The organism is Sphingobacterium arenae (genome assembly GCF_014692505.1).
GTDB classification, from domain to species: domain Bacteria; phylum Bacteroidota; class Bacteroidia; order Sphingobacteriales; family Sphingobacteriaceae; genus Sphingobacterium; species Sphingobacterium arenae.
This window is the reverse complement of sequence record NZ_JACNYK010000001.1, coordinates 25,061-51,434: the sequence shown is the minus strand read 5'-3', so window position 1 is coordinate 51,434 and position 26,374 is coordinate 25,061. Positions and strand designations below refer to the sequence as shown.

Annotated in this window: 36 protein-coding genes; 15 read left to right on the top strand and 21 right to left on the bottom strand. The window is 43.2% G+C overall.

Annotation, left to right across the window (positions count from 1 at the left end; genetic code table 11):
* Positions 1-14: 14 nt before the first annotated feature.
* The 20 genes from msrA (H8B17_RS00315) to H8B17_RS00220 form a co-directional block, all read right to left on the bottom strand.
* Positions 15-671: a peptide-methionine (S)-S-oxide reductase MsrA gene (msrA, locus tag H8B17_RS00315; protein ID WP_223816265.1), complete on the bottom strand. Its 657-nt coding sequence runs from the start codon at positions 669-671 to the stop codon at positions 15-17.
* Positions 668-877 carry a hypothetical protein gene (locus H8B17_RS00310; RefSeq protein WP_190307195.1) on the bottom strand — a complete coding sequence of 70 codons (210 nt, stop codon included), beginning with the start codon at positions 875-877 and terminating at the stop codon, positions 668-670. Before H8B17_RS00310 ends, msrA (H8B17_RS00315) begins: the two co-directional genes overlap by 4 nt.
* A 4-nt stretch (positions 878-881) precedes the next feature.
* The gene (msrA, locus tag H8B17_RS00305) at positions 882-1,373 is read right to left on the bottom strand and encodes a peptide-methionine (S)-S-oxide reductase MsrA (RefSeq protein ID WP_190307194.1); all 492 of its coding nucleotides are present in this window, start codon (positions 1,371-1,373) and stop codon (positions 882-884) included.
* 49 nt (positions 1,374-1,422) lie between these two features.
* A complete protein-coding gene (gene msrB, locus H8B17_RS00300; RefSeq protein WP_190307193.1) occupies positions 1,423-1,869 on the bottom strand; it encodes a peptide-methionine (R)-S-oxide reductase MsrB in 447 nt (148 codons plus the stop codon).
* 21 nt (positions 1,870-1,890) lie between these two features.
* Positions 1,891-2,217 (bottom strand): thioredoxin, encoded by a 327-nt coding sequence (trxA, locus tag H8B17_RS00295; RefSeq protein ID WP_190307192.1) that lies wholly within the window; start codon positions 2,215-2,217, stop codon positions 1,891-1,893.
* Positions 2,218-2,317: 100 nt separating this feature from the next.
* Positions 2,318-2,803: a peptide-methionine (S)-S-oxide reductase gene (locus H8B17_RS00290; RefSeq protein WP_190307191.1), complete on the bottom strand. Its 486-nt coding sequence runs from the start codon at positions 2,801-2,803 to the stop codon at positions 2,318-2,320.
* Between the two features lie 16 nt (positions 2,804-2,819).
* Positions 2,820-3,332: an OsmC family protein gene (locus H8B17_RS00285; RefSeq protein ID WP_190307190.1), complete on the bottom strand. Its 513-nt coding sequence runs from the start codon at positions 3,330-3,332 to the stop codon at positions 2,820-2,822.
* A gap of 15 nt (positions 3,333-3,347) precedes the next feature.
* The gene (locus H8B17_RS00280) at positions 3,348-3,641 is read right to left on the bottom strand and encodes a GNAT family N-acetyltransferase (protein ID WP_190307189.1); all 294 of its coding nucleotides are present in this window, start codon (positions 3,639-3,641) and stop codon (positions 3,348-3,350) included.
* Between the two features lie 65 nt (positions 3,642-3,706).
* A complete protein-coding gene (locus H8B17_RS00275) occupies positions 3,707-4,057 on the bottom strand; it encodes a DUF488 domain-containing protein (protein WP_190307188.1) in 351 nt (116 codons plus the stop codon).
* A gap of 40 nt (positions 4,058-4,097) precedes the next feature.
* The gene (locus H8B17_RS00270) at positions 4,098-5,750 is read right to left on the bottom strand and encodes a glutamine--tRNA ligase/YqeY domain fusion protein (protein WP_190307187.1); all 1,653 of its coding nucleotides are present in this window, start codon (positions 5,748-5,750) and stop codon (positions 4,098-4,100) included.
* Positions 5,751-5,796: 46 nt separating this feature from the next.
* The gene (gene trxB / locus H8B17_RS00265; RefSeq protein ID WP_223816264.1) at positions 5,797-6,756 is read right to left on the bottom strand and encodes a thioredoxin-disulfide reductase; all 960 of its coding nucleotides are present in this window, start codon (positions 6,754-6,756) and stop codon (positions 5,797-5,799) included.
* A gap of 30 nt (positions 6,757-6,786) precedes the next feature.
* On the bottom strand, positions 6,787-7,764 hold the full coding sequence (msrA, locus tag H8B17_RS00260; RefSeq protein ID WP_223816263.1) for a peptide-methionine (S)-S-oxide reductase MsrA: 978 nt from the start codon (positions 7,762-7,764) through the stop codon (positions 6,787-6,789).
* 28 nt (positions 7,765-7,792) lie between these two features.
* Positions 7,793-8,146 (bottom strand): SnoaL-like domain-containing protein, encoded by a 354-nt coding sequence (locus tag H8B17_RS00255; protein WP_190307186.1) that lies wholly within the window; start codon positions 8,144-8,146, stop codon positions 7,793-7,795.
* Between the two features lie 51 nt (positions 8,147-8,197).
* Positions 8,198-9,358, bottom strand: coding sequence for an ergothioneine biosynthesis protein EgtB (gene egtB / locus H8B17_RS00250; protein ID WP_190307185.1), 1,161 nt, complete (start codon positions 9,356-9,358; stop codon positions 8,198-8,200).
* Positions 9,355-10,923, bottom strand: a complete 1,569-nt coding sequence (locus H8B17_RS00245; protein WP_190307184.1) for an ABC transporter permease/substrate-binding protein — start codon at positions 10,921-10,923, stop codon at positions 9,355-9,357. The genes egtB and H8B17_RS00245 overlap by 4 nt, the downstream gene beginning before the upstream one ends.
* Positions 10,920-11,894, bottom strand: a complete 975-nt coding sequence (locus tag H8B17_RS00240) for an ABC transporter ATP-binding protein (protein WP_190307183.1) — start codon at positions 11,892-11,894, stop codon at positions 10,920-10,922. Before H8B17_RS00240 ends, H8B17_RS00245 begins: the two co-directional genes overlap by 4 nt.
* Complete coding sequence (locus H8B17_RS00235; RefSeq protein ID WP_190307182.1) at positions 11,891-13,294, bottom strand: mercuric reductase; 1,404 nt, start codon at positions 13,292-13,294, stop codon at positions 11,891-11,893. The genes H8B17_RS00240 and H8B17_RS00235 overlap by 4 nt, the downstream gene beginning before the upstream one ends.
* A gap of 12 nt (positions 13,295-13,306) precedes the next feature.
* A complete protein-coding gene (locus tag H8B17_RS00230; RefSeq protein ID WP_190307181.1) occupies positions 13,307-14,287 on the bottom strand; it encodes an L-histidine N(alpha)-methyltransferase in 981 nt (326 codons plus the stop codon).
* 350 nt (positions 14,288-14,637) lie between these two features.
* Entirely contained in the window at positions 14,638-15,309 is a 672-nt protein-coding gene (locus H8B17_RS00225; protein ID WP_190307180.1) for a succinate dehydrogenase cytochrome b subunit, read from the bottom strand.
* A gap of 66 nt (positions 15,310-15,375) precedes the next feature.
* Positions 15,376-15,954 carry a hypothetical protein gene (locus H8B17_RS00220; protein WP_190307179.1) on the bottom strand — a complete coding sequence of 193 codons (579 nt, stop codon included), beginning with the start codon at positions 15,952-15,954 and terminating at the stop codon, positions 15,376-15,378.
* 399 nt (positions 15,955-16,353) lie between these two features.
* Here H8B17_RS00220 and H8B17_RS00215 point away from each other — a divergent pair, with 399 nt between their 5' ends.
* From H8B17_RS00215 to H8B17_RS00150, 14 genes are all read left to right on the top strand, one after another.
* A complete protein-coding gene (locus H8B17_RS00215; RefSeq protein ID WP_190307178.1) occupies positions 16,354-16,776 on the top strand; it encodes a DoxX family membrane protein in 423 nt (140 codons plus the stop codon).
* A 129-nt stretch (positions 16,777-16,905) separates the two neighbouring features.
* Positions 16,906-17,349, top strand: a complete 444-nt coding sequence (locus tag H8B17_RS00210) for a hypothetical protein (protein WP_190307177.1) — start codon at positions 16,906-16,908, stop codon at positions 17,347-17,349.
* 20 nt (positions 17,350-17,369) lie between these two features.
* Positions 17,370-17,669: a phosphoribosylpyrophosphate synthetase gene (locus tag H8B17_RS00205; protein WP_190307176.1), complete on the top strand. Its 300-nt coding sequence runs from the start codon at positions 17,370-17,372 to the stop codon at positions 17,667-17,669.
* Between the two features lie 70 nt (positions 17,670-17,739).
* Positions 17,740-18,339, top strand: a complete 600-nt coding sequence (locus tag H8B17_RS00200; RefSeq protein WP_190307175.1) for a hypothetical protein — start codon at positions 17,740-17,742, stop codon at positions 18,337-18,339.
* A gap of 3 nt (positions 18,340-18,342) precedes the next feature.
* Positions 18,343-18,807, top strand: coding sequence for a carboxymuconolactone decarboxylase family protein (locus H8B17_RS00195; RefSeq protein ID WP_190307174.1), 465 nt, complete (start codon positions 18,343-18,345; stop codon positions 18,805-18,807).
* 30 nt (positions 18,808-18,837) lie between these two features.
* Positions 18,838-19,143, top strand: a complete 306-nt coding sequence (locus H8B17_RS00190) for a DUF1905 domain-containing protein (protein ID WP_190307173.1) — start codon at positions 18,838-18,840, stop codon at positions 19,141-19,143.
* An 86-nt stretch (positions 19,144-19,229) separates the two neighbouring features.
* Positions 19,230-19,505: a hypothetical protein gene (locus H8B17_RS00185; RefSeq protein ID WP_190307172.1), complete on the top strand. Its 276-nt coding sequence runs from the start codon at positions 19,230-19,232 to the stop codon at positions 19,503-19,505.
* Positions 19,506-19,669: 164 nt separating this feature from the next.
* Positions 19,670-20,209, top strand: a complete 540-nt coding sequence (locus tag H8B17_RS00180) for a carboxymuconolactone decarboxylase family protein (RefSeq protein WP_190307171.1) — start codon at positions 19,670-19,672, stop codon at positions 20,207-20,209.
* Positions 20,210-20,230: 21 nt separating this feature from the next.
* On the top strand, positions 20,231-21,019 hold the full coding sequence (locus tag H8B17_RS00175) for an SDR family NAD(P)-dependent oxidoreductase (protein WP_190307170.1): 789 nt from the start codon (positions 20,231-20,233) through the stop codon (positions 21,017-21,019).
* 58 nt (positions 21,020-21,077) lie between these two features.
* Complete coding sequence (locus H8B17_RS00170; RefSeq protein ID WP_190307169.1) at positions 21,078-21,659, top strand: uracil-DNA glycosylase family protein; 582 nt, start codon at positions 21,078-21,080, stop codon at positions 21,657-21,659.
* Positions 21,660-21,834: 175 nt separating this feature from the next.
* Positions 21,835-22,266, top strand: coding sequence for a DUF1003 domain-containing protein (locus tag H8B17_RS00165; RefSeq protein ID WP_190307168.1), 432 nt, complete (start codon positions 21,835-21,837; stop codon positions 22,264-22,266).
* Between the two features lie 95 nt (positions 22,267-22,361).
* Positions 22,362-22,835: a Dps family protein gene (locus H8B17_RS00160; RefSeq protein WP_190307167.1), complete on the top strand. Its 474-nt coding sequence runs from the start codon at positions 22,362-22,364 to the stop codon at positions 22,833-22,835.
* Positions 22,836-22,900: 65 nt separating this feature from the next.
* Positions 22,901-23,269 carry an SPW repeat domain-containing protein gene (locus H8B17_RS00155; RefSeq protein WP_190307166.1) on the top strand — a complete coding sequence of 123 codons (369 nt, stop codon included), beginning with the start codon at positions 22,901-22,903 and terminating at the stop codon, positions 23,267-23,269.
* 136 nt (positions 23,270-23,405) lie between these two features.
* Positions 23,406-23,615 carry a hypothetical protein gene (locus H8B17_RS00150; RefSeq protein ID WP_223816262.1) on the top strand — a complete coding sequence of 70 codons (210 nt, stop codon included), beginning with the start codon at positions 23,406-23,408 and terminating at the stop codon, positions 23,613-23,615.
* 53 nt (positions 23,616-23,668) lie between these two features.
* On the opposite strand, the gene pdxR is transcribed toward H8B17_RS00150, so the two are convergent.
* Positions 23,669-25,195, bottom strand: a complete 1,527-nt coding sequence (gene pdxR / locus H8B17_RS00145) for a MocR-like pyridoxine biosynthesis transcription factor PdxR (protein WP_190307165.1) — start codon at positions 25,193-25,195, stop codon at positions 23,669-23,671.
* Between the two features lie 110 nt (positions 25,196-25,305).
* On the opposite strand from pdxR, the gene H8B17_RS00140 reads away from it, so the two are divergent.
* Positions 25,306-26,223: an NADP-dependent oxidoreductase gene (locus H8B17_RS00140; RefSeq protein ID WP_190307164.1), complete on the top strand. Its 918-nt coding sequence runs from the start codon at positions 25,306-25,308 to the stop codon at positions 26,221-26,223.
* Positions 26,224-26,374 lie beyond the last annotated feature (151 nt).

Here is a 26,374-nt window from a genome sequence, read left to right as displayed (position 1 = left end):
GATGATGCTTTTATTTATTGTTTTGCCTTATTCGCTTCCTCTGCCACTTTAAAAAGTGCCGGATTGATATGGCAATATCCTCCGGGATTCTTATCCAGGTAATCCTGATGATACTCCTCGGCTTTATAATATTTTTTTAGCGGGGTTACTTCGACTGCTATTGGCCTGGTGTGTTTAGCGGCTTCTTTGTCTATCCGTTGTCTTATAAGCGGTAGCTGCTGTTCCGAAGTATAATAGATCCCTGTACGGTATTGATCGCCAATATCGTTGCCCTGTTTATTTATACTCGTAGGATCAATGGTAAGGAAATACAAATCAAGCAACAGGTTCAAATCCAATTTTTCAGCATCGTAGGTAACTTTTACGGTTTCAGCATAGCCCGTGTTCTTCTGTACCACCTCCTTATAAGTCGGGTTGTCGGTACGGCCATTGGCAAAGCCTACCTCCGTGGCGATAACACCCTCTACCTGTTTAAAAAAATGCTCCGTTCCCCAGAAACATCCTCCGGCAAAATAGATGATGCTTGTACTATCGCTACTGCTTGTCATTTCAGTAACGTTTGCTTTTTCTTCCAAGCCCTGGTTACGTTCGGCTTGATTACTCATGCTATTGCTACAACCTGTCATAGCAAATAAGCTGAGTGCGGTCGATAAGAAAACTGTTATATTCATTGTCTTTGTTTTTTATTTTCTATTTCTTCAACAAGCTTTTTGTATACCGACTTGGTAAACCGGGTATATTTTTTGCTTAGGCTATCATAGCCAACCCAATGTTGGATATTTCCGTAAGGGCATCGTGGCGCACCTTCCTCATTTCCGGAGACCAATATGTATCGGTCGGGATGCAGCTGATAAATTTCCGCTGTTATTTTGTTCATTTCTTTACAGAAAAGTTCCAAAGCGCTCAAAATGGCAGGTATACCCGTTCGGATTCTTTACAAGATAGTCCTGATGATAGTCTTCAGCAGGCCAAAATTTGGTAAATGGTTCTAATGTGGTTACTACCTTACCGGGCCAACGTTTCGAATCATCGACCAATTTAATCATGTCTGTCGCCTCATTTCCTTCTTCTTCATTCTGAATGAACAGGGCTGATCGGTAACTTTTACCTCTGTCGTTGCCCTGTCTATCAACCGTGCTGGGATCATGTATTGTGAAAAAATAATCCAATAGCTCTTTATAGGATGTCTTGCTCGGGTCATAAGTTATTTCAATCCCCTCGGCGTGTCCCGGATGATACTCATAGGTCGGGTTGTCATTCTGTCCTCCCAAGTAGCCAACTTCAGTATCGATTACCCCCGGCCGTGTTCTGAAAAGATCTTCCATACCCCAGAAACACCCACCAGCCAAATACGCTTTTTTTAAATTTTCCATATAAATTTTGTATTTATTATCGCTTGAATTCTTTTTCGTTTACTATCTGTCAGGCATCGACTTTTTGAAGCGCGAGGGCATTAATACAATACCTGAGCCCACTCGGTGCCGGACCATCCGGGAACACATGTCCGAGATGCGCGTCACAGACATTGCAGGTTGTTTCCACCCTTATCATGCCATAACTATTGTCCTTATGATGTGCGACATTTTCAATCGCTATGGGTTGGGTAAAGGAAGGCCAGCCCGAACTGCTGTGGAATTTTTCAGCTGAATCAAATAGTGGTGTCCCACAACAGATACATTCATATCTACCCGGTTCAAATAGCTCGCACATTTCTGAGCTATGAGCTCGTTCAGTGCCTTTCTCTCTGGTAATAAGATAGACATCCGGACTTAACAGCTCCTTCCATTCCTTATCAGTTTTTTCCACCCTTCGGGGAGGGGCAGGATTACCGTGGTTCGCGAACTTAATGACGTCATTCCAGTTTAACATAGCTATCAATTTTTAAATTTATTACGTATTTACCATTTCCAGCGCGGAGATTCTTTTTTGTAGTTCGACCTTGCTCAAAAGCCCTACCGAGGTTTCCACCGCGTTCTGGTTTTTGAAAAAGACTAACGTTGGGATGCTCCGCACACCAAAACGTTGCGCAAGCTCCTGCTGCTGATCAACATTGATTTTGATAATATCCACCTGTCCTTCCAGATCGTTGGATAGGTCTTCCAGAATCGGCAGTTGTACCTGGCAGGGTCCGCACCAATCGGCATAAAAATCCGCGATAACAATTTTCCCATTTTGGATTGCCTCTTCAAATTCCGAAGTGTTTTCTATTTTTCTCATGACTAAAATTTTGATTGTTCATTTTACTCTACAAAGGTAATATGACGGTACGTCCATTCTCTTACCGTTTTCACCCCATGTAGTAGCAATTCTTCCCATTTTAAAAGTCAGTTCGCACTTGTTGTCCGAATTTTTTGCGTATCGCCGTTAGTTTGGGATTTATATTGGTCCGGCAAAAAGGCTTCTGCTTATCTTTCCTATAATAGTTGAGGTAGTTTTCCGAATTCAATCTAAAATCCCTAAAGGGCAGTACCTGTGTAATATAGTTGGCAGCATTTTCAAGCGCCAGCTTACCAATTATGCATTCAATGGTAAGCTTATCATTAGCGTCAAAATAATACACTGCCGAACGGTATTTGTCGCGCATGCTATGTGCATTTGTGCTGCTGTGTGTAAGCAAATGGATTTCAATCAATACTTCCAGACCGATATCCTCATCAAAATGGACAATTACTGCTTCCGAGAAAGTATCATAGGGACTCACCGAGGAAATCCAACCCTGCTCTACAAGTTCAACGCCATGCAAAGCCTGAAAGATTGCTTCTGTACACCAATGGCACCCACCGCCAAAACCAATTTTTTTCATCTGTATAGCTCTCTCGTTATTGGGGCGTATAATTTTCTGTAACATCGGCTGAGGCGCCATCCGATGGAGGATAGTCGCCCACACCCGCAGGTACAGTTGGGTCTTCAGACAAATGTGTATCTAATTTAATCTCCCCTTGGAGTAATCTTGCAACCGGACAGTTTACGGCAATCCAAAGCAAGCGTTCCTTTTGTGAATCGCTTACCGGCTGGCCAAATGAAAGCGTCCTGTAAATCATCGTTCTGGACGGCTCAGCCTGTTGGACCATATTCACGGAGCAGTGTATGTCTGTAATATCCCAACCTTTTCGTTTGATATACATACGAAGGGTCGTTAGTGTACAACCTATCAAACCGGACAGAACGGTTGTAAACGGATCGGGACCGATATCTTGCCCTCCGTTGAACGCAGGTTCATCGAGCAAGAGCTGACCTTTTCGCCAGTTAACCGTAACCTCCTGACGGTCTTTAACGATATCGCCAGTAATATCCTTTGCGAACAGACGAAGCGTTTCCTTTTTACGTAACATGATGATTTTTTTCGTTTACAGATGGGCACGGATATCTCCGTAAGTCTCCGGGTACTTGTTAAACATCATCGCCACAAAACCACATTTCGCAATAACTTTCAGTTCGTTTTCGCGCGCATATTCGACTACCGCGTCTACGAGCTTCTTCCCATATCCATTTTTACGTTGAGCAAAGCCGACGCTGGTGTATCCAGCTTCCAATATGCCGGGAGTGGTACTGACCACCATTCTTCCAACTTCCTCGTCACCAACATGGAGCGAAAAAAAAGAGATCCCTTTTTCACCTTCGTGTATTTCAATCTTTTCCATTTTGATTTTTATTTTAAATAATTGAATAATTTGAATTAAATGCCTTTGTATTTACCATTTAGAAATCACGGCGTTAGTTGCAAAAAGTCCCTGATAACTATTGCATGGTTATGCTGTTCATCTTTCGCCGAGTACAGTAGGGTCAGCGTATTATGCTTTTCCATTAAATCCATTAAATGTGCAAGGGGTGCGGAATCGAACAATTCATCCAGATAACGCGCATAAAAGGAGTCCCACTTTTCAGGTTGATGACGGAACCACTTTCCTAAAGTCTGGGAAGGAGCCACTTCCTTTAACCATTCATTGATCCGCGCGTCTTCCTTTTTTATTCTTCCTGGCCAGAACCGATCGACCAAAACACGATATCCATCGCTAATGGAGAATGCTTCATATACACTTTTGACCTGTACCGGCATTTTGCATTTGTTTAATCTTGAACGCCATTGCGACAAAATATTACGCTTTCTTCCAGCGTTCTTTAAGGTCTACCGTCCGGTTAAAAATTAGGTGATCTACATTTGAACGCGTATCCCTTATAAAGTAGCCCAACCTTACAAATTGAAAATGTATCCCTGCATTATCTCGTTCCGCCAAGTCAGCTTCCACATAAGCGTTTTGCATTACCTGAATACTATCTTTGTTAAAATGGTTCAGGAAATCAGTCCCCGTCTGTCCGGGATCTTCAACGCTAAAAAGTTTGTCGTAGAGCCTGACTTCAACAGGCACGGCAAACGGAATGCTCAACCAGTGGATCGTGCTTTTTACTTTGATGTTACTCTGATCATCACCCGATTTGCTTTCCGGAAAATACCTGCATTGGAGTTCGATGATATTACCATGCTCATCTTTCACAATATGCTCACACGAAATAATATATGCTCCTTTTAACCTAACCGCCCCTCCCAAAGTCAACCTGAAATAATTCTTTGCAGGGTGCTCCATAAAATCGTCCTGCTCAATCCAGAGTTCTTTACCAAACGGCAATTTACGCGTGCCTTGGGTTTCGTCTCCGGGTAAATTTTCCATGTTTATATATTCCGTCTTTTCTTCATCGTAATTCGTTATAGTAACCTTCAACGGTTTTAATACCGCTATCCTTCGTTGGGCTGATTGGTTCAGGTCTTCGCGGACACAAAATTCCAGTAAACCGAAATCTGTGATCGCATCCCGCTTTGCAACGCCAATCCGATCACAAAACTCGCGGATGGCATTTGGTGTGTAGCCCCTTCGGCGAAGACCGGCTATCGTAGGCAGGCGTGGATCATCCCACCCGTCAACAAGCCCGTTGTCAACCAGTTGTTGCAGCTTGCGCTTACTCATGATTGTATAGGAAAGATTTAGTCGCGCAAATTCAATCTGTTTGGAGGGAAATAGCCCCAATTCCTGAATGAACCAGTTATAAAGGGGGCGGTGTGCAACAAATTCAAGCGTACAGGTTGAATGGGTGATGTGTTCGATGGCATCAGACTGGCCATGCGCAAAATCATACATCGGGTAAATGCACCAGGTGCTTCCGGTGCGATGATGGCGAGTATGTTTGACGCGGTACATAATGGGGTCTCTCATGTGCATATTGGAAGCCGCCATATCGATCTTGGCACGCAATACTTTCTCGCCATCCCCAAACCGGCCAAGTTTCATCGCTTCGAGTAACCGTAAATTATCGTCGACTGAACGTTCTCTGTATTGATTGGTTGTTCCCGGAACCTGTGGCGTACCTTTCTGTTCGGCAATCTCTTCGGAAGTACTGTCATCCACGTAAGCGAGGCCTCTTTTGATGAGCTCCACCGCAAACCCATAAAGGGTTTCAAAGTAGTCGGAAGCATAGTATTCATTGTGCCATTCATACCCCAGCCATCGAATATCTTCTTTAATCGCTTCTATATAGCTGCTGTTTTCCCGTTCCGGGTTGGTGTCGTCAAATCGCAGATTGACTTTTCCGTTGTATTTTGATGCGAGACCAAAGTTCAAACAGATGGATTTGGCATGGCCGAGATGCAGGTAGCCGTTGGGTTCCGGAGGAAATCTTGTGGCGACCCCTTCACTATAAACCGGATTACGGATATCTCCCTCAACGATTTCCTCGACAAAATTTAATGACTCTTCCATGCTGTTGCCCTTTGTGTTTGTTTATTAATTCATGTGTGTCAGCCGTTTACTCAATAGCGCCGTGTTCCATGGCGGATAAGTACCGTTCGCAATCCAATGCTGCCATGCAGCCACTTCCCGCAGCTGTTACGGCTTGCCGGTAACGGGCATCCTGTGCGTCACCACAACAGAAAACACCCGGAACATTGGTTTTTGTAGTACAATCTTTTGTTTGAATGTAACCTACTTCATCCGTGTCAATCCACGTCTTAAATACTTCCGTGTTTGGACGATGGCCGATGGCTAAAAAAATGCCTGTCACATCCAATTTGCTTTCTTCGAGGGTAATATTATTGAATAACTGTAGGCTATTTACCTTCAGGCCATCCCCAAGAATTTCCTTTACTTCCACGTTGAATTTTACTTCAATATTGGGTGTGTTTTCAACGCGGTGTACCATGGTTTTCGACGCCCTGAAGGTCGATTTCCGAACCAACATATACACTTTTCGGCATAGTTTGGAAAGATGCAGCGCCTCTTCGGCAGCTGTGTCTCCCGCACCGACAATGGCCACGTCTTCGCCTTTAAAGAAATATCCGTCACAGGTAGCACAGGCCGAAACACCGTGACCGGCATATTGCTCTTCCGATTCAAGCCCCAGCCACTTCGGCGTTGCACCCGTAGCGATAATAACCGAATCTGCCAACACCACTTTCTTTTCATCGATGGTCACTTTATAAGGCGATTGGGAAAAGTCCACTTCGCTGACGAATCCGATGCGTAGATCTGTACCCATTCTGGCAGCTTGTTTGTGAAAGCCTTCCATCATTTGGGGCCCCATAATGCCATCTGGGTAGCCTGGATAATTCTCAACATCAGACGTTTTGGTGAGCTGTCCCCCGATAATCAAGCCCGTATATAATACGGGTTTCAAATCTGCCCGGGCTGTATAAATGGCAGCTGTATAACCGGATGGCCCTGACCCGATAATCAGGCATTTTATTCTTTCGTTCTGTTCTGTATTCAATGGTGTCTCCTTTTTGATGATTGATATGTCTTATTCTTGCTTTAGTTTATCCTTATACTGTTCCATGAATTTCCCCAGTTTGGGATCGATAAACGCCCGACAATATCCTTCATCCGGGTTATTGTTATAATAATTCTGGTGATAATCATCTGCTTTATAAAAATGCTCGAACATTTCCAGTTGGGTGACGACCCGATCCGGATAGGATTTTTGCACCTCATCGATAATTTTCATCGCAGTTTGCTTCTCATCTTCGGTTCGGTAAAAAATGATACTTCGGTATTGGGAGCCCCGGTCCGCATCCAGCTGATTCACGGTTGTTGGATTATGTGTTCCCAGATGTATCTGCAACAGATCTTCGAATGATATCTCATCCGGATTGTAGGTGATTTCCACTATTTCAGCATGTCCGGTTCCCCCGCTGCAAACCTCCCTGTAGGTTGGGTTCACGAGTGTACCTCCACTAAAACCGTTCTCCACTTTTATTACTCCTTTGATTCGTTGGAAAAGCGCCTCGGTACACCAGAAGCAACCTCCTCCAAAATCAATCTTTCGCTCACGTACATCAAATTTTTTTAAAGAGACGGCGTTCATGCAATAACGGAGTCGGCTCGGCATGGGACCGTCCTGAAAGACGTGGCCAAGGTGCGCATCGCACGTATTGCAGAGCGCTTCTATACGCACCATACCAAAAGAGCCATCCTTATGGTAGGCAACCGCATTTTCCTTTATTGGCTGTGTGAAGGACGGCCATCCGGTTCCGCTTTCAAATTTGGTGTCTGCATCAAAAAGTTCCGTACCACAGCAGATACAGGCGTATCTTCCCGGTTCGAAATACGAACAAAGGTCAGAACTGAATGCACGCTCCGTGCCCTTAAGCCGGGTAATCCGGAATTGCTCGTCGGTAAGCAGTGCTTTCCATTCCTCGTTAGTCTTTTCGACTCTTCTGTCAGGAACAGGGTTACCGTTATTGGCAAATTTTATAACATCAAGCCATTTTAGCATCATTGCATGATTTTAGGTTAAAAAAATACCGCTAACTTTTGAAGTACCGCTCTTCTACAACTTTACCACCTTCCCAAAGTGCACGGATGATCTCATGCAGGTAGACATTGCTTCCATCCTTCATGTCTAAATCTAAAATATATTCTGAAAAGGATGCATTGCCGTCGGCCACCGATCGGAGAAGCTCAATTTTTTTGACCGTTTGAATGGAGGCCACAAAGTCGATGAGCTTTTTCATCGTCGCGGGTTTTCCGTCCGTTACTGAGCCGTCATATTCAATGGTCTTGACGTTTGGTGCATAAAATTTTTCAGCGGCATCAACCAGCTGACCACTTGATACCATACCATTCAGTTCCTTTACGAGTTCTTGAAGATTGCTTTCCATTTTTTTGTTTTTTTAATGTGAGTAATATGTATACAATATATGTGTGTGCCGTTAATTAATGTTTTGTGCCAGTCTGATGCCCGTATGCTGCCATCTTAAATGGGGATGGAAGAAATTGCGGTAGCTTGGTCGGCTGTGTTCAGGTGGCGTGACAATGGAGGCTCCGCGGAGTACCATTTGGTTGACCATGAACTTGCCATTATACTCTCCGATAGCACCGGCTGCTCTGACGTATCCGGGATAAGGAAGATAGGCGCTGCCCGTCCATTCCCATCGCTCACCCCATGTAAATCGACTGGAAGCTACTTCCCATTCAAATTCCGTTGGCAGCCGCATTCCTTTCCATGCGGCGAAGGCGGATGCTTCGTAATAACTCACGTGCGCCAAGGGCTCATCCAATTTCAGTGGCTGAACTCCTGCCGAACTATAGTAATGCCAGCGGCCATTTATCCAATGCCAGTACAATGGCGAATTAATATGGTTGGTCTTGATCCAATCCAAACCCTCTGCATGCCAATACTCATGTTTTTGGTATCCGCCATCCTTCATAAATTCGAGGTACTGACCATTCGTGATGAGACCTTTTGCAATTTTAAATGCCGGGAGAAAGACCGTGTGACGATTCAGTTCATTGTCAAAGCAGAATCCTTCGCTGTCGTAGCCAATGTCGTACATGCCGTCTTTTATCGTGATAAATTCTTCAGTGAAGATTTCCCCTGACAGCGGATTTGCTATTTCTGTATAGGTTGGGAACAGCGGATTGTGTCCTAAAATATATTTGATGTCCGTCGCCAATAGTTCCTGGTGCTGTTCCTCATGGTTAAGTCCGAGAATGGCAAGTTTCCGGACTTCCTCGCTTATTGGCTGACTGAGCAAGTGGTCCATTGCAGCATCTACATGATGGCGGTATTCATATACTTCTTCAACGGTCGGCCGGCTTAAATTCCCCCGGTTGGTCCGTATCACGCGTGCCCCCAGGCTTTCGTAATAACTGTTGAACACAAAGGGATAAGACGGATTAAAAATGGAATATCCAGTAAGATGGTGCTGTAGGATAAAGGTTTCAAAAAACCAGGATGTATGCCCCAAATGCCATTTGGGCGGACTTACATCAACCACAGGCTGCACTACATAATCTTCTGTTTTCAGCGTCGCACAGATATCTTCGCTTCGCTCGCGAACACTACGATATTTGTCTTTAAGGTCTATCATTTTTGTACGTTTAAATAACCGGACAAATCACTGATTGTCCGGATTCCCAGCCGCTGAACGTCTTCCTTTCGCATCATGACGGCGTAGGTGTTATTGAATCCCACAGGCTTTAGCCATTTAACCTGATATTGCTCATTAAATGCGGTCTGTACATAGTCATACACCGCCTCTTTATCTGCTCCTAGCCTGCGCACCGTTGCGCTATCAGCCTGCAACATCACGGTCAAACCCGTTCCGGTATATTCGGGGTACAGATCAATCTGGTCATTCATCAGTGCATCAAAGCATATTTTAGTCCCGCCCAGGCCGGTTTTTGGCGAAACATCAAGATCAGTATACCCCCTGATAAGCTGTGTATAGAGACTGGCCAGAATATATTGTTCATCAAATACCTTGGAGCCGATCCTGATCGTGTTTTTCCCCACGGGGCGGGGCGGTTTGTACAGGTTTTGTTTTTCAAGGAACTCGCGGGCGACATCAGCGGGCTCCCGGTGCTTATAGTCTACTTGGTAATTAAGGAAGGTCATTATCGAATCATTGATCCTGCCAGCCAACAGGTTCAGCACAGGTTCCAGCTCAGGGAACCGCCGGAGTGTTTGCTCCTTGATAATTGGTGCTGCATAGTAGGGTGGAAATATTTTCCGGTCGTCCTCCAGACTAACCAATTGGTATGCGTCAATCCGTCCATCGGTACCGTATCCGCTTACCACGTCCAGCTTCTTTTCAAAGATAGCCTTGTACATGACCGCATCGTTGATTACTACCGTCGGTATGTTCAAACCATAAATCTGCTTTAGGCCGACGTAACCGTCGGCACGCCCCATAAATTCAGGTGTGAACCCGGCTAATAGTTTGCTTCGATCTAAGGACGGGATGATATAGAAACCGGAAAGCAAAACGATTGCCGCCATGATGGAAAAGATACCTGCAATTTTCCTGAATCTTATCTTTTGAAGACGGGAAAGCACAAAGTCAAAAAGAAGTGCGAGTATCGCCGCAGGTATTGCTCCGGCAAGCATCATCGTTGTATTGTTCAGGGAAATCCCACCGAAAATAAATTCACCCAATCCACCGGCGGCAATATAAGCAGCGAGCGTTGCAACGCCGACATTTACAATCGTAGCGATTCGGATGCCGGCAAGTATCACAGGCATTGCCAGCGGTAGTTCGACTTTCAGCAATGATTGCCGGTAACTCATGCCCAATCCGCTCGCAGCCTCCTTTATTTCAGGATCAATGTTGGTAATACCGGTGTATGTATTGCGGATGATTGGAAGTAGGCCGTATAAGAACAGGGCCGCAATCGCTGGTTTGGCTCCAATGCCCAATACCGGAATCAATAGACCGAGCAATGCAAGACTCGGGATGGTTTGCAGTACTCCTGCAAATCCAAGAATCGGGGGTGACAGATTTCGCTTTCTGCTGATGAGGATGCCCATTGGAACGCCTACGATTATCGCGAGGGAAATCGACATGAAAGTAAGCCCGATATGCTGCCCGGTTTGCCCAAGCAGCTTCTCCCAATGGCTGGCAACAAAATCCCAGAGATTGCTTTTGTCGTTCATCTGCGATTATTGTTTTGAAGTAAACGATATGCGTGCATGAGATTACTCCATGTAACGCGCTTCCATTCACCGGAATGTTCATCTCGCATGGCGATGAACTGGCCTGCTCTATTTTTGTCCTGAAAGGACTCCATTGCTTTCCATAAAGTGGTATCCCCGACAGGCTCTGCAAAAAAACCTTCTTCGTCGCAGTTTTCTACCGGCAGATAATTCCACAGGTCCGCAATCGATGTAGCCCCCAGCGAAAGCTTTAAATAATCGTTGGAGAGAAAACCTTTTACAAAATCATCGGCGGGATTGTATAATAGTTCCAATGGTTTTCCGTGCTGCACCAGTTTTCCCTGATGGAGCAAAGCAATGGTATCGCCCAATTCGAAAGCCTCCTGGATGTCATGCGTAACCATGACGACGGTTTTTCTTCGGAACTCATCCAGCTGCATAAATTCTTCACGTATTGATTTCCTCGTAAGCGTGTCCAATGCGCTGAACGGCTCATCCATTAATAATATCGGTGGATCTGCCGCAAGTGCACGGGCAATGTTTACCCGTTGTGCCTCGCCGCCACTTAATTCGTCTGGCATGCGGGACAAGTACGTTTCAGGTAAATGCAGCTTTTTCATTAGCTCCCTGATTTTCTTGCCAGTCATCCGTTTATCCCATTTTAATAGATTGGGCACCACACCGATGTTCTCTTCCACGGTATAATGCGGAAATAGGCTATTGCGTTGCAATACATAACCGATCTGCCGTCTCAGTTCATTCTGTGGGCGCTCGCGGATATCTACATCGTTGATTCGTATAGAACCCGATGAAGGTGTTATCAGACCATTGATCATCCGTAGTAAGGTAGTCTTACCGCTTCCGCTCGGCCCAAGCAGAACAACGTGTTCACCCACAGCAATATCAAGGCTTACATTGTCAATTGCCGTGTTGCTTCCAAAAGACTTATATACCCTGCCCACATGGATCATAGTTCACTTTTTGATTTTATATGTGCCGGATGGAAAAGATTATTGACCGCTTCTGCGTAGGTAGGGTGCGCAAACATCGTGTCGCGTAACCGATCATAGGTCAGTCCGCCCATCATGGCAACCTGAAGTAACGACATCAATTCACCGCCATTCGGGCATATCACAGCGACACCCAAAATTTTCCTGGTCTTATTGTCCACGATTGCCTTGATAAATCCGCTTGTTTCACCAACCTCAACAGCCCGGGCAATGAAAGACGTCTTCATTTTAGCCACCGAAAAATCCAAACCCATTTCGTTTGCGTCTTTTTCTGTGAGTCCAATTCTCCCTAATTCAGGGTCAATAAAAACACAGTAGGGAATCAGGCGATTGCGAATGGAAGATTTTTTTTTATCAAAAAGATTCTCAGTCAACACAATATAATCGTGATACGATACATGCGTGAAAGCCGGTCCACCTTTGACATCGCCAAGTGCGTAAATACCGGCTACCTTGGTTTCCAGATAATCATTAACAGGAATAAACCCTTTTTCATCAACCTGGACTCCCGTTTCTGGCAGATTCAAGTCGTCAGTGTTCGGTCTTCTACCCGTAGCAACCAAAAGATGGCTTCCCGATACGGTTTGTGATTTTCCTTCCGATAAAATCTCAACGGAAACAGATTCCATTGAATTTGCCCACACGCGTCTGGTGGTAGCCCCGGTAATAATTTTCACGCCTTCTGCTTCAAGAATTTGGGTGATTTCCAATCCTACATCTTCGTCTTCCTTGGGCAATAAACGCACAGATTGCTCAACAATGGTAACCTGACTGCCCAACCGTTGGAAAAGCTGTGCAAATTCAAGCGACACATAACCGCCCCCAATGATGAGCAGTTCCTTTGGAAGATAGTCAAGTTCCAGAATGGATTGCGAAGTGAGAAAATTTACGGATTGTAACCCTTCGATATTCGGTATATAGGCACGGGCACCCGTGTTAATAAATATCAGATCCGCGGTAATGGACTTAAAGTTCAGGTCCGCTAATTTTACCTGAATCTCTTTATATCCCGAAAAGCTGCCTTTCCCATGAAAGACAGTGATATTTGCATCCTCAGACAGCCGCTTTTCAAGCCCTTTCCGATAAACGCCTACTACCTCATCTTTACGCTGGCTGATTAGCTTATAATCCGGAACTTCATTTTTTAGTACGATGCCATACTTCGACGCTCCACGCGCCTGAGTGACATTTTTAGCCAGACCAACCAATGTCTTTGTGGGGGTACAGCCATAGTTAATGCAGGTGCCACCAACATGAGCCGATTCGACAACCGCTACACGCATGCCCTCGCGGGACAACCGCTTGGCCAAGGGATTGCCTGCCTGACCGGAACCGATAATGATTGCATCAAATTTTTCCATTTCTTTTCTGATTTAAACTGCTGTCCAAACCGCATCCATAAACCATGATTTGGAGTCCATAAATTCTGCGGTATGGCTAAAACCGTTATCGGCTGCCATTTGGTGGATCTGATCTTTAGCATACTTCTGTGATATTTCGGTCCATATACACTCGTCCTTCTCAAATGAGATCAGGTCACCGGATATGCTGACCACCATATCATCTAAACTAACGAGATAGCTTTTAGCAGCACCCGTCAACGGATCATAGCTACAGTAATGGTCAAACTGGTCAACCCTGAAATCGGCATCCAACTCCCGGTTAATCCGCGTGAGCAAATTCAGGTTAAATTCCCGGGTCAATCCCGCACGGTCATCATACGCACGCTGGATAATCGCGGGATGTTTGACCAGATCAAACCCGATGATACACTGGTCGCCGGGTTGCAGGTAACTACGTAATTTCGCGCAGAAGCGGTTGCTTTCAGCGACCGTCATATTGCCGATATTGCCTCCTAAACACATCACCACCTTCCGTGTTCCGGGTGATAAGCTATGAACGGATAATGCATCAAAGTAATCACCCACCACTCCATTGAATCGGAGATTCGGACTATGAACCGGTAGAAATGACCGGAGTTCATTGATAACATTCTCGGAGATGTCAATCGGCACATAATTAAAAGCTACATTTACTTGGGTAAGCGCGTGTAACAGATGGATTGACTTGGCGCAGTTACCGGGTCCCAATTCGATTAATTCAAAATCTGTATTTTGACCTGCTATGCGACAAACAATTTCTTCGGCTTGCCGGATAAAAATCTCCATTTCACACCGGGTAAGGTAATAATCGGGAGAATGCATAATAGCCTCAAAGAGACTATCACCCTTTTTATCGTAAAAGTATTTCGATGATAACCGTTTCGGGGTTTCCCGTAAACCCTGTATAACGTCCAAATAAAAATCCTTACTTTTTGTCGCAAGTCTGCACTCGTCTGTGTCTGTTGATATCATGTTATTTAGTAGGGTTTAAAAAGATAAACTATACGTTGCCCGATTTCTTAATTTATCAAAGGATAAAGAGGGCAAGTTATAAACTTGTCTTCTTTCAAACATTGACATTTGTCACACATCAATTGGTAAATTGATTACTTGCCGAAAATTCAGCAGTAAACAATTGTTATACATTTTGATGCATGCTTTCATGTGAGAGCGGCACTGACTGGCGGATAATTTCAGCCAACGGAAATCGTTCTTTCTAAAAAAGTGCTGCAGGAAAAATCCACGCATCAAAGAGAAAAGGTGGACAGCGAAACGGGAAAGTATCAACTTTTTACAAAAGTTATACTACGAGAATACGTGAATTAATTGATCCAGTTGAAGTAAATGGACAACGGCATAAGCGCAAACACGATACAGATAACTATCGAAAAGATTTTGCCGGAGGCTTTTATTATAGGGGTATATTTTTTGTGGGCCAAACCCAGGCTCTGGAAAGCGGTAGCAAACCCGTGTAACAAGTGCCAATAAAGCGAAAAGATTCCTAATAGATATAGAATGACCACCACAGGATTGCTGAATTTATTCAACATCATTTCATATAGCGGTAATTCCTCTCCATAGCGGATTTGGTGCATACGATTCGGAATCCAGAAATAGGAAGTGTGCATAATTAGAAACAATAAAATCAAGGTGCCGAGCAGGGTCATGCTCCTGCTGTTCCAGGTCACTTGTTTGGGTTGGGTTACCACGGCGTATTTTACCGGCCGTGCTGCCCTATTGGAATACCAGAGAAGGTACGATTGAATAATATGCAAGAGAAAGCCGGCTATTAAAACGATTTCCAATGTCCGGATTACAGGATTTGTGCCCATAAAATGAGCTCCTTTATTAAATGTAGCGCCTCCGTCATTATAGAATATAAGGGCATTAATAGCTGCGTGTACAATCAAGAAAGAGATCAGGAACAAGCCTGTCAATGCCATCGTAAACTTCTTACCTATTGAGCTTTTGAATGTTTTAAAGAACCAGTTCATCTCGTTTGTATATTGAATAATTAACAGGTAAGAAATTGACAATGAGTTTATTCAAGCATTTCGAGATTAAATCCAGATATTTTCTGTACCATATTTGGTGAACGCTACCTTTCTAAGACGGCTATCTTTAAGAATGCTTGTGGCAAGCCAGACATACTCCTGGGTTTGTTCATCAAAGCCCAACATGGTAAAATCCGTTCCAACAGGACAAGCCGGATAATCTGGAAATCCTATGCGCAATACGTAGCGCTTACTACCCGCGTCAAAATCGGACGGCGTAATTTTTTTGAGTCCATATTTTACAAAAGGGTCCTGGTCATCAAAAACGTAGTTAACAATGTCTGCATCTCTTAATATCTTGGTAACCGACTGCTCTTCCATGTAAAAATACATCCCTAAAAGATCAATGATCATCCCCCTGATCCGGTGTTGTGGCAAGGAAACGGCAAATAGATATTGGGTATCGAATGCGTCTTCGGTAACGTCAAATCGATATGCACCATCAATAATTACTTCTTCCTCTCTAAATCCCCTATTAAGGTTTGTCGAATAAACAAGGTTGCCTTTGATGATAAAGGTTTCTGTATACCCTTTGAGGCGCAGTTCATCAATCACATGGATAAGATCGTTTTCATTTAATGCCATAACCACTATTTATTACAATAAGCTTTTACAACTGATTTATACCATACAAAAAAAAGGAAATGAAGATTCCGGTTCAAGGACATTTGTCACATTTTGTGTGTCAGAACTCATCTTATTTCTTAAAAAAAGAAATAGAAGATGGGCACGTAATAGCTTCGATTTGAAGAAAATCAAACCAGCAGCACTTCTATTACAGCTTTCATAATCGAATCATTTGAAACGGCGTCTGCTCTTTTAGAGAAAGAAATACCGCTTGGTTTAGTATTATGACGATTTTTCCTTTTGTGATAAATGTCAATGATAAAAAGAATATTACTCACGTACTTTGATAGGTAAAAAATCGGGTGTTTTACTCAGTTTAACTCGTGAAGCTTTTGAATTTCTAACATAAATTTCATTATGAAGAAGATGTTTCCAACAGCACAGATACTATTACGATTCGCATTAGGGGTAGGCTTTATACTTCCGGTATTGGATCGTATTGGTTTTTTAGGTGCACCGGGCAGCGCCAATGTATCATGGGGAAATTGGGCCAATTTTGTGGCCTATACAAATACATTGATGCCCTACCTTCCTTCGAAAATGGCATCCTTCTTTGGCTTAATCGCAACTATCGGCGAAGCGTTATTTGGCGTTCTGCTTATTGTCGGTTATAAGATCAGGTTTGCGGCTTATGGTAGCTTTGGGCTTACCTTGATATTCGCAATGAGTATGCTGCTCTTTACCGGATATCGATCACCATTCAATTATTCGGTTTTCGTTGTCAGTTTCGCCAGCCTGTTGTTAGCCGTCCTTGAACCCGAAGGAAAGCCAAAAAATTAAGTACATACTCTATAGAGAGGTAAGAACTGCCCAATTGATCGCAGTGATCATCAATAGTATCGCACTGAACTAAATGGCTGCTCGACTAACGATGTATCCTCAAAGCACATAACAAAAACAATTTGAAAAATGGATAAAAACGCAATTAAACAAGCACTGATTAAATTGGAAAGACATCATATAGATGAAGCGGAAATGAAATATGAAGATTTCTTAATGGGGAATCTTCTTGACAGGGAGGAAATTGTAGATCAAGATGATCAGTCACACCATCGGCAAAGTATTGAAGTTTCGGATCAATTGGAACATCAGGCCCATGTCCATATTGAACACTTAGAAGCGCTTAACAACATTTCATTCGAAGCGACAGCGGTTGTGAAACCGGGCGCCATAGTGAGCGTGAATGGCCGTTGTATGATCATTGCAGTACCAAAATCACCCTTTACAATTGATGGTAGACATTTTATGGGCATTTCCGTAAATGCACCTATTTATAGGCAATTAGAGGGAAAAAAAGCAGGAGATACCTTTGAATTCAATAATAAAAAATTCACCATCGAGGTCGTAAATTAACATACAAGGTAAAATAGACGATGAGTTCTTACGATACACTTTCAGAGGCGTTAGACGGCCTAAATAAAAGAGGTTATACAATAGATTTCAACATGCAAAGTGATAGTGTCTATTGTAAGGCCCTTGGCAAATCTTTTAAACCCGAAGACTTCGAAATCGTAGCATTCTATCGGTTCGAGGGAAATACAGACCCGGGAGATGAATCGATTGTTTATGCGCTAAAGACTAAATCCGGACATCAAGGTGTCTTAGTTGATGCCTATGGTTTGTATTCCGATCCATTAACAGCGGAGATGGTGCAAAAATTAAAAACACATTAAACGGAATGTTCGGTCTTAGCTACCGTTGTACCGTGTTTAATTCTTATTTAACGTAAAATCAAAAGACACTATGAAAGGAAAAAACAATATTGTGGAAGTTGTATATGAACTGGATGAGCAGGGATACACGGAAGAATTCAGAATCAAGGACGAAAAATTATTTTGGGTAGAGAAGTCTGTTAAGTATAATGCCGATCAATTCGAAATAGATCATGCCTATCGTCTTGAAAGTTCAGATAGTGCTGAAGATTCTTCCCTTGTTTATGGAATTTCCATCCCGAAAAAAGGGATAAAGGGCATTTTAATCGATGCGTATGACACCTTATCCTCACTGGAAGATAACTTTGTCACCCATAAAATCCGGTCAGCAGAGACCACATTATTGACCCATGAAGACGGTAATTCGGACTTGAAGTTCGGCATACTGCCAAAAGTTCACAAATCAAAATTCAATGAAAATCCTCATCGCTATGTACTGAGAAAGGATTTTCCTGATTTTCCGGCCTGTCCGTTTGGACAAAGTTTTTCCATGCTGGGATATGACACTAAACTAAAGGAATATGTATGGTTAGTCACCAGCATTCTACGCGATGAAAGACTGGAAACAGTTTATTTTAAGGAACCGTCAAATTCCGATAATAAAATAGATCCTTCGTCTAAAAAAAATTAAAACATGAGTTCAGTGAAATTTAAAAACACACGTTTTAATCCGGAAAGCACACCATTTTTGGACATAGCTAAACAAATGGCAGAAGCTTTTGGCTATACGGCAAAAAACCTAAAAACAGACAGTAAGTTAGCCCAACTCATTCGCCTAAGGGTCGCACAAAAAAATGAATGCGCCTATTGTGTTATACTTCATGCTAAAACGGCGAGGGAAATCGGTATTCGGGAAGAAAAGGTTGACAATATCTCATCCTGGTATAACAGCGAACTCTTTACCATAAAAGAAAAAGCGGCACTGGCGTATTGTGATGCACTGACGGACGGAAAAAAAGTTGGCTTTCAGAAATTTCACCAGGTCATGACCCAATATTTTAATGAAGTGGAAATTGCAGAGATCGCGGCTGTGGTCATCAATATGAATGTATGGACGCGCTTAAAACTGGCTCAGGGTGAGACACCATATTTTGAATAACGCAATTGTAATAGTTTAAATTTTGTACCCATGAATCCAAATTACTCGTTGGCCCGTTTCACAGCAATCCTTCAAAAAAGCACTGAAAAAAGTGGCTGGACTTATGTTATTTGGCCAGAGTCTGCAAGCTTCTTTGGTACGCGGGCTCGTGTTAAAGTTCGCGCGTCAGCCGAAGGGGAAGTATTTGAGAGTTCGTTCATGCCCCTGGGTGACGGCAATCATAAACTACCGCTTAAAGGCAATTTTCTGGAGCTAATTGAGAAGGAAGTTGGCGACCAGGTGAGCATTAGTATCCTGGAGCGGCTTGACACCGGACCGACCTGCGATATTTCATGATAAATTTTGCCTACATGCTTAAGGAAATAAGTCCATTGCTATTTTAACTGTAGCGATTTTAATTTTAAACCAACATATTTTTTATCATGATTAACGAAGACGATTTCGACCTTTACGAACCTCAAATGCCACAAGAAGCATTTCATTTGGAGTTGGATCTTTTTGATGTCGGCGAGTACTATAACCTGTTGTTTATTCCCTGTAATGACGTCTTTATTGTCGTATCAAACAACGAACATTTTACGACGATGGTAAAAAATGGTGAAGGTACCGATGCTTGGGAACAACGGGACGGACAGGTGGAGGATGAAATTTTTGAAAAACTGGCGATCGCTTTAGGTGAATACATCGATAATCAATAAGCGATCATTTTTCCTTCGGAGGGCGCGGCATCTTATTATAGCGTATTTCGGGAAGTTTTGACCACATAAGGGGAAAAACTGACACTTCGACAACCTATATCCCGGCCTACCTTTGCGATATCATTTTTCAACTGATAAATAAAATTTAAAGACAAAAAAGTAAAATGGAAAAAACATTCGAAATCCTGAAAAGAGAAGAAGTCTCTTCAAAAAACCAGCAAATATTCGACCAGCTGAAAAAAACAATGGGGGCTGTTCCCAATCTGTATTCCACATTGGCTTATTCTGAAAACGCACTGGAAGCCTATATGAATCTTGAAAACAGCAAGACTTCCCTAACCCGGAAAGAAGCAGAGGCGGCAACGCTAGTGGTGAGCGAAGTAAATAATTGTGTGTATTGTCTAAGTGCCCATACGATGGTTGCCAAACTAAACGGCTTTACCGAAGAGCAGACGCTTGAAATCAGAGGTGGAAGTGCAGGTTTTGACAAAAAACTGGATGCACTGGTAAAGCTCGCCAAACAACTTTCGGAAAAAAGGAACCCCGGCGACGGCACCTTGGTCACCGCGTTTTTTGAAGCCGGTTATACTAAAGAGAACCTCATCGATTTGATCGTCCATATCGGCGATAGAACGATCAGTAACATACTGCATGCCGTTACGCAAGTGCCAAATGAATTTCCATTGGCAAAGCGTATCAATTAGCAGGCTTGTATTAAAGATATTATGGAACTAAAAAGCAAAAAAATATTAATTACTGGTGGCAGTGCCGGAATAGGCAAAGCAATTGTCAAAGAACTTATCCGGCATGGCGTAAGGGATATAGCGGTTGTAGGCAGAAAGAAGAAGCCCTTAGAGATGTTAAAAGCTGAGTTGAAATCAGTTAACGTCGTTACTATACAAGCTGATCTCTCAGTTACTGAAGACTTAAACAAGGTGGTGTCAGCGATATCACAAGAATGGGGAATGCTGGACATATTAATTAATAGTGCGGGTGTTGTCAGCGCCGGTTTGTTGACCGAGCAAAGCGATGAAGATATTATTGGTCAGGTAAATATCAATTTCACAGGACTTGTACTATTGACAAAGAAATTAACCAGTCTTTTACAGAAAAGCGGCGAGGGAGCAATCGTCAATATATCCTCGGGATACGGATACATCGCTATGCCATTTTATAGTGTATACGCTGCGACTAAGGCGGCGGTGGCACAGTTCTCCGATGCTATGAGAAGGGAACTTTATCAATATCCTATACATGTAATGACGGTCTATCCGTCAGCAACTGATACGGGTATGATGAAGACAGCAGTGGTAGACAAAATGGATAGCCCTGACGACGTAGCAAAAGCGACTATTGCGGCTTTAATTCAGGAACAGATTAATGTAATCATAGGTGGCGAGAAAATGGAAGAACAAGTAAAGTTGAATTTTTTAGAGCCCAAAAAAATCGATCAAATTGCTGCTGATAATTTTGAAGTCCTGAGAAAGCGGACCAAGAATCATCGTTCCATGTAGCATAGTTTCTATACAGGCAAAAGAAAACACTTAAAGGCTATGCTTTATATAATATGAAATGGAGAAAATACTTTCAGAAATTAGAAATTGTACGGTTTGCCAAAAGTTTTTACCTAACCTTCCTCGACCGATTATTCAGGCGAGTAGTGTTTCAAAAATCGTAATAATAGGTCAGGCTCCAGGTCAAAAGGTTCAGGACAGTGGCATTCCGTGGGATGATGCCAGCGGTAATAATTTAAGGGAATGGCTGGGAGTAGATAAGCAAACATTTTATAATGAAAAATTCTTCGCGCTTATGCCGATGGGCTTTTGTTTTCCGGGTACCGGAAAATCAGGTGACCTGCCTCCAAGACCGGAATGTGCGCCCTTATGGCATCAGCAAGTTTTAAAATCAATGACAGGGATAAAACTGACCTTACTAATTGGACAATATGCCCAGAAATACTACTTGAAAAACAGCGCTAAAGAGACCTTAACAGAAACGGTGAAGAACTACGAAGCATACTTGCCAAATTTTATCCCGTTGCCACACCCATCTCCCCGGAACAATATATGGCAAAAGAAAAACGAGTGGTTTAAGGAGAATCTGATATGTGTGTTACAGCATAAAGTTGAATCACTTGGAATTTACAACCGTTAACCCGTGGTATAACGTTGAAGACTACGTATGTATTGTGATAAATGTCATTGTACAAGTTCTAAGACGAACATAATTTTATTCGAATTAAGCAAGGAACATTTTTTTTGCGATCAGGTGCTTTCCGACATCAATACAGAAAATTTTTCATCACATACCAAAACTTGCAATACCTTTAATGAAAAGTAGTAAAACATGGCATGAACAACATGAATCCGATTGCAGTCCTGGGGATCGCATCGCAGATAAAGTGACAAACGTCCTGGGCTCATGGAAGTTTATTATTATTCAGACTGCAGCCGTTCTAACATGGGCTGGAATTAATTTAATCGCATTTTTCTCACATTGGGACCCTTTTCCGTTCGTTCTTCTTAATCTACTTTTTTCGGTACAATCAGCATACGCTGCACCTATCATTATGATGGCTCAAAATCGTCAGAGTGCTCGAGACAGGATTCAGGCAGATGATGATTACAAGACCAACCTTGAAGCAAAAGAGGAAATCGAAGAATTGCAGGTAAGACTTAGTAGGATTGAAACTGATAAACTGGATAAAATCATCACTATGTTGCAGGACATCAAGGTAGAACGAGGACATTCTACGACATAACGTTTAATAAGGAAATGATATTGTGATAAATGTCATTGGGTATACGCCTGAGGGAACATAGTTTTGTGGAAAGTAATGAATTTTAATTTTATCTTATGAAACCAAATATCGGAATAAGTGAAGAACATCTTGGTGAAATTAGTCAAGTTCTTTCTCATATCCTTGCGGATGAATTTGTATTGTATACCAAAACACGTAATGCACATTGGAATATTGAGGGACCGAACTTCCATGCTATGCATATCATGTTCGAATCACAATATAATGAGCTGGCTGACATCATCGATAACGTTGCAGAACGGATGAGGACCTTAGGACATTATGCTCCCGCCACTTTAAAACAGATTCTGCAATTAACGCACCTCACAGAACAGACAAGGGAGAAAAACGACAGTACCGGTTTCATAAGGGAATTGTTGAGCGACCACGAAAGTATTACTATCAATATCAGAACGCAAATTAACCGCTTGGCGGAGCAATTGAAGGACGTTGGCACCAGTGACTATTTAACTGGCCTGACCGAATACCACGAAAAGACAGCTTGGATGCTCCGTTCGCATTTAATTTAGGTCTTAGGTGAATGACGTAGGTAATGTTTTGAACACTATCAATCTTCCACTATAATTTAAAAAACATGAAGTTAAGATTTCTTTCTCCCACCAATCATGGCATTGTTGACTACCTTGCTGCGGTTGCATTAATTGTCTCACCATTTGTATTACAGCTGGGCAGCAGTAATCCGTTGGCGCCGTGGATATCAGTGGTTACAGGTGCGCTTGTCATTGTCGTAAGTATGGCCACAAATTACCGCTATGGGGCCTTTAAAATAATTCCATTCGGTGGACATCTAACACTTGACCTGTTGGTTGCGACCCTATTTATGCTCGTACCTTCTCTTTTTGGCTTTGTCGGTCTGGATGCGGCATATTATTATATCAACGCAGTGGTTGTATACCTGGTTGTGGCGGTTACTGCAAGTGAAGGTCGTTCGACTGGTCGATAAAGAGTAATCGTTATCTAATTGGAAATAAATAGTAGCCCAATTTTTAGAAAATCTAAATGCACAAGATTGTAACCCAACTACTTTTTAAGTTGGGTTACTCTGGTAAAAAGTATTTACACGACAAGAAATTATAGTTTTGACAAATCAATATCCTGGTTTTGAGTATTCGGCGGACGAATTAAAGAAGTATTTTAGTGGAGCATCAGGCTTCTTTAGTATTATGCTTGAAAATGGAGAAATTATTAATCACCATCCTGAAGACCCGAAAAGCTTTCGAGCTTGGCTGGACCAAAATGACGTAATCGATGTCCAATTACAGGCAAGATGGACTATATTGGAATCATAACCACGCAGAAGGCCTGGCGGCGCCTTTAACCTCAATTTATCCAATAATGATTATTATTTTAAACCGAATGCGACAAGTGCCTGTTTCCATACATCAATAGCACTTGCCATTTCAGTTTCGTCTAAAGAACAATAGCCTATGCGTATGAAGTTGTCGGGCTGGATTATATTTGGTTGAAAAAAGTAATTACTGCCATCGCTGATCTTTAATCCTAACTTTGACGCTTTTTGGGCAACCGCTTTGGCACTAATATCTTTCCTGTATTTCGCCCAAATGGCCAATCCCCCACTGGGCCGCTCAAACGTTAAATAAGGCCCGAGTTGCTCCTGAAGTAATCGGCAGGAGTTTTCCAAACGCTGCTCATAAAGTTTATGCGATTTTTTTAAGTGCCGCGAGATATCCCCAGTACGTAAAAGTTCTGCTAACGATTCTTCTAATAACTGTTCACCCTGCCGGTCTATTAATTTACGGATTGCTGCGGCTTCATTTATGACCACTTCAGGTGCAACCATAAAGCCGATTCGAATTCCGGGTGCGATACTTTTGCAGAAGGATCCGACATAAATGATATGCGTTCCACTATCCAGGCTTGCTAAAGGCAGCAACGGGTTGCTTGAAAAATGATAATCGAAATCATAATCATCTTCCAGTAGCGCAAATCTATATTTATGGGCAAGGTTCATAAGTCGCATGCGTCGCTCCGCACACAGCGTAACCGTGGTGGGCCGATGGTGATGGGGAATAATATAGACAAGTTTCGGCGTTTGCTTCATTTGACACAATTGCTCGATCCGATCGATATCCATCCCGTCTTTATCGACAGGGATAAATGTTAAGTGGGCTCCCAATAGATTAAAGACTTGATTTGCTGCATGGTACCCCGGCTCCGGCACGAATACGCTGTCTCCGGACTGGATCAGTACCTGTGCTGTTAGATAGATAGCCATTTGAGTCCCTTTTGTGATGAGTATTTCTTTTTCAGAAATCTGCATACCCCTGGTTCTGTTTAAGAAATTGGCAAGTTCAACCCTAAGGTGGTACGAGCCGTGCTCCGGACCATACATCATCAAATGGTTTGCTAAATGGCTCTTTCCATATCTTCTGTATTCGCGAATCAATTCTTCAATAGGAGCAATTCTGGGATCAGGAAAACCATCATCGATTCGATACAGCGGAGCGGGAATTCCCGTCACATTGATGTCCACGTCTGTACTTGTCCGTATAGCTATATCGGCAGATCGACTTATCAGTGGATAAACTGGTTGTCGGCTTCGTATCAATTTTTCGCTATTTTGACTAATCCTACGTGCGGCAGTATCGGGCAGGTTGCCGGAAACGTAAACCCCGCTTCTGTCGCGGACCTCCACCCAACCTTGCGCGTTCAATTCTTCGTAGGTCTTCACCACGGTTTTACGATTGATACGGAGACTTTGTGCAAGCTCGCGTGAAGGCGGAAGCACTTGTCCCGGTTTTAAGATGCCTCGACAAATCAACTGAATAATTTCTGATTCTAATTGGAGGTACAAAGGACTGTGTTGCCCGTCTTTTTTAAACGTAATTTGAAGAAGCTTTCTAATCATAATTGGACCCCAATCTATTTTAAAATTGGCCCACTAAGGTAACCAAAATTACCTTTAATTTTATATCCATATCGAAAGACACTGTAGTAATCATAAAAAGGAAGGGTATTATGAAAGCGATTATTGTAACTGATCAGTCAGCAGGAATAGCTGGCATGAAACTAATGGAACGGCCTCAGCCGCAACCAGCGATTAATGATGTTATCGTCCAGGTTTACGCAACGAGTATGACAGGCGACGAGCTATCGTGGCCATCCACCTGGACCGATCGTGCCGGTCACGACCGATCGTTTTCGATTCCAGGGCACGAGTTGGCCGGTGTAGTTACTGCGCTAGGCTACGGAACAACTGGCTTGTCAGTAGGTCAGCGCGTATTTGGCCTTACGGATTGGCATCGTGACGGTACACTCGCAGAATATGTGGCCGTTGAGGCACGCAACCTTGCACCGCTGCCTGCTGATGTAGACTTTACGGTTGGAGCAGCTCTTGTTATGCCTGGGCTTACGGCATGGCAGGGTTTGTTTGATCATGGACATCTCCGGGCTGGACAGACCGTCCTTGTACACGGTGCCGCTGGCATTGTAGGGTCAATGGCGACCCAACTCGCCCGTGCGGCTGGTGCCTATGTTATCGGTACTGGACGTGCAGACGGCCGTCAGGCAGCGCTTGATTTCGGTGCACAGGAATATGTGGATCTTGAGAACGAAAAACTACGGGATGTTAAAGAAGTCGATTTGGTGTTTGATATATTCGGCGGAGATATCGCCACTCAATCCGCGAGCCTGATTCGGCCCGGGGGAACGCTGGTAACCATCGCGGGTCCAACCGAGGCCCGACCAGTTAACGGATCGACAATTGATTTTGTGGTCGAAGCGGTTCCCAACCAGTTGAGTGAAATTGTACAACGGTTACGTGAGGGACGTCTGAAGACAAACATTGGCAATATATCTGCTCTCGATGATGCTGTTGCCACCTTCAATTCGGCAAATCGGGTTAAAGGAAAGAAGATAATTAGCGTTCGATCTTAAAGGTCATCCGCTGGAGCTAATAACCCATCGATGATTGTTATCCTTCTTTGGAATAATTCAGAAACAATGGAGTATCTACCCTTAGATTTAGGGATCAGCATACTCCATTTCTTTTATTTATTGACAGAAATGATCTTCAGGATTGTTAACT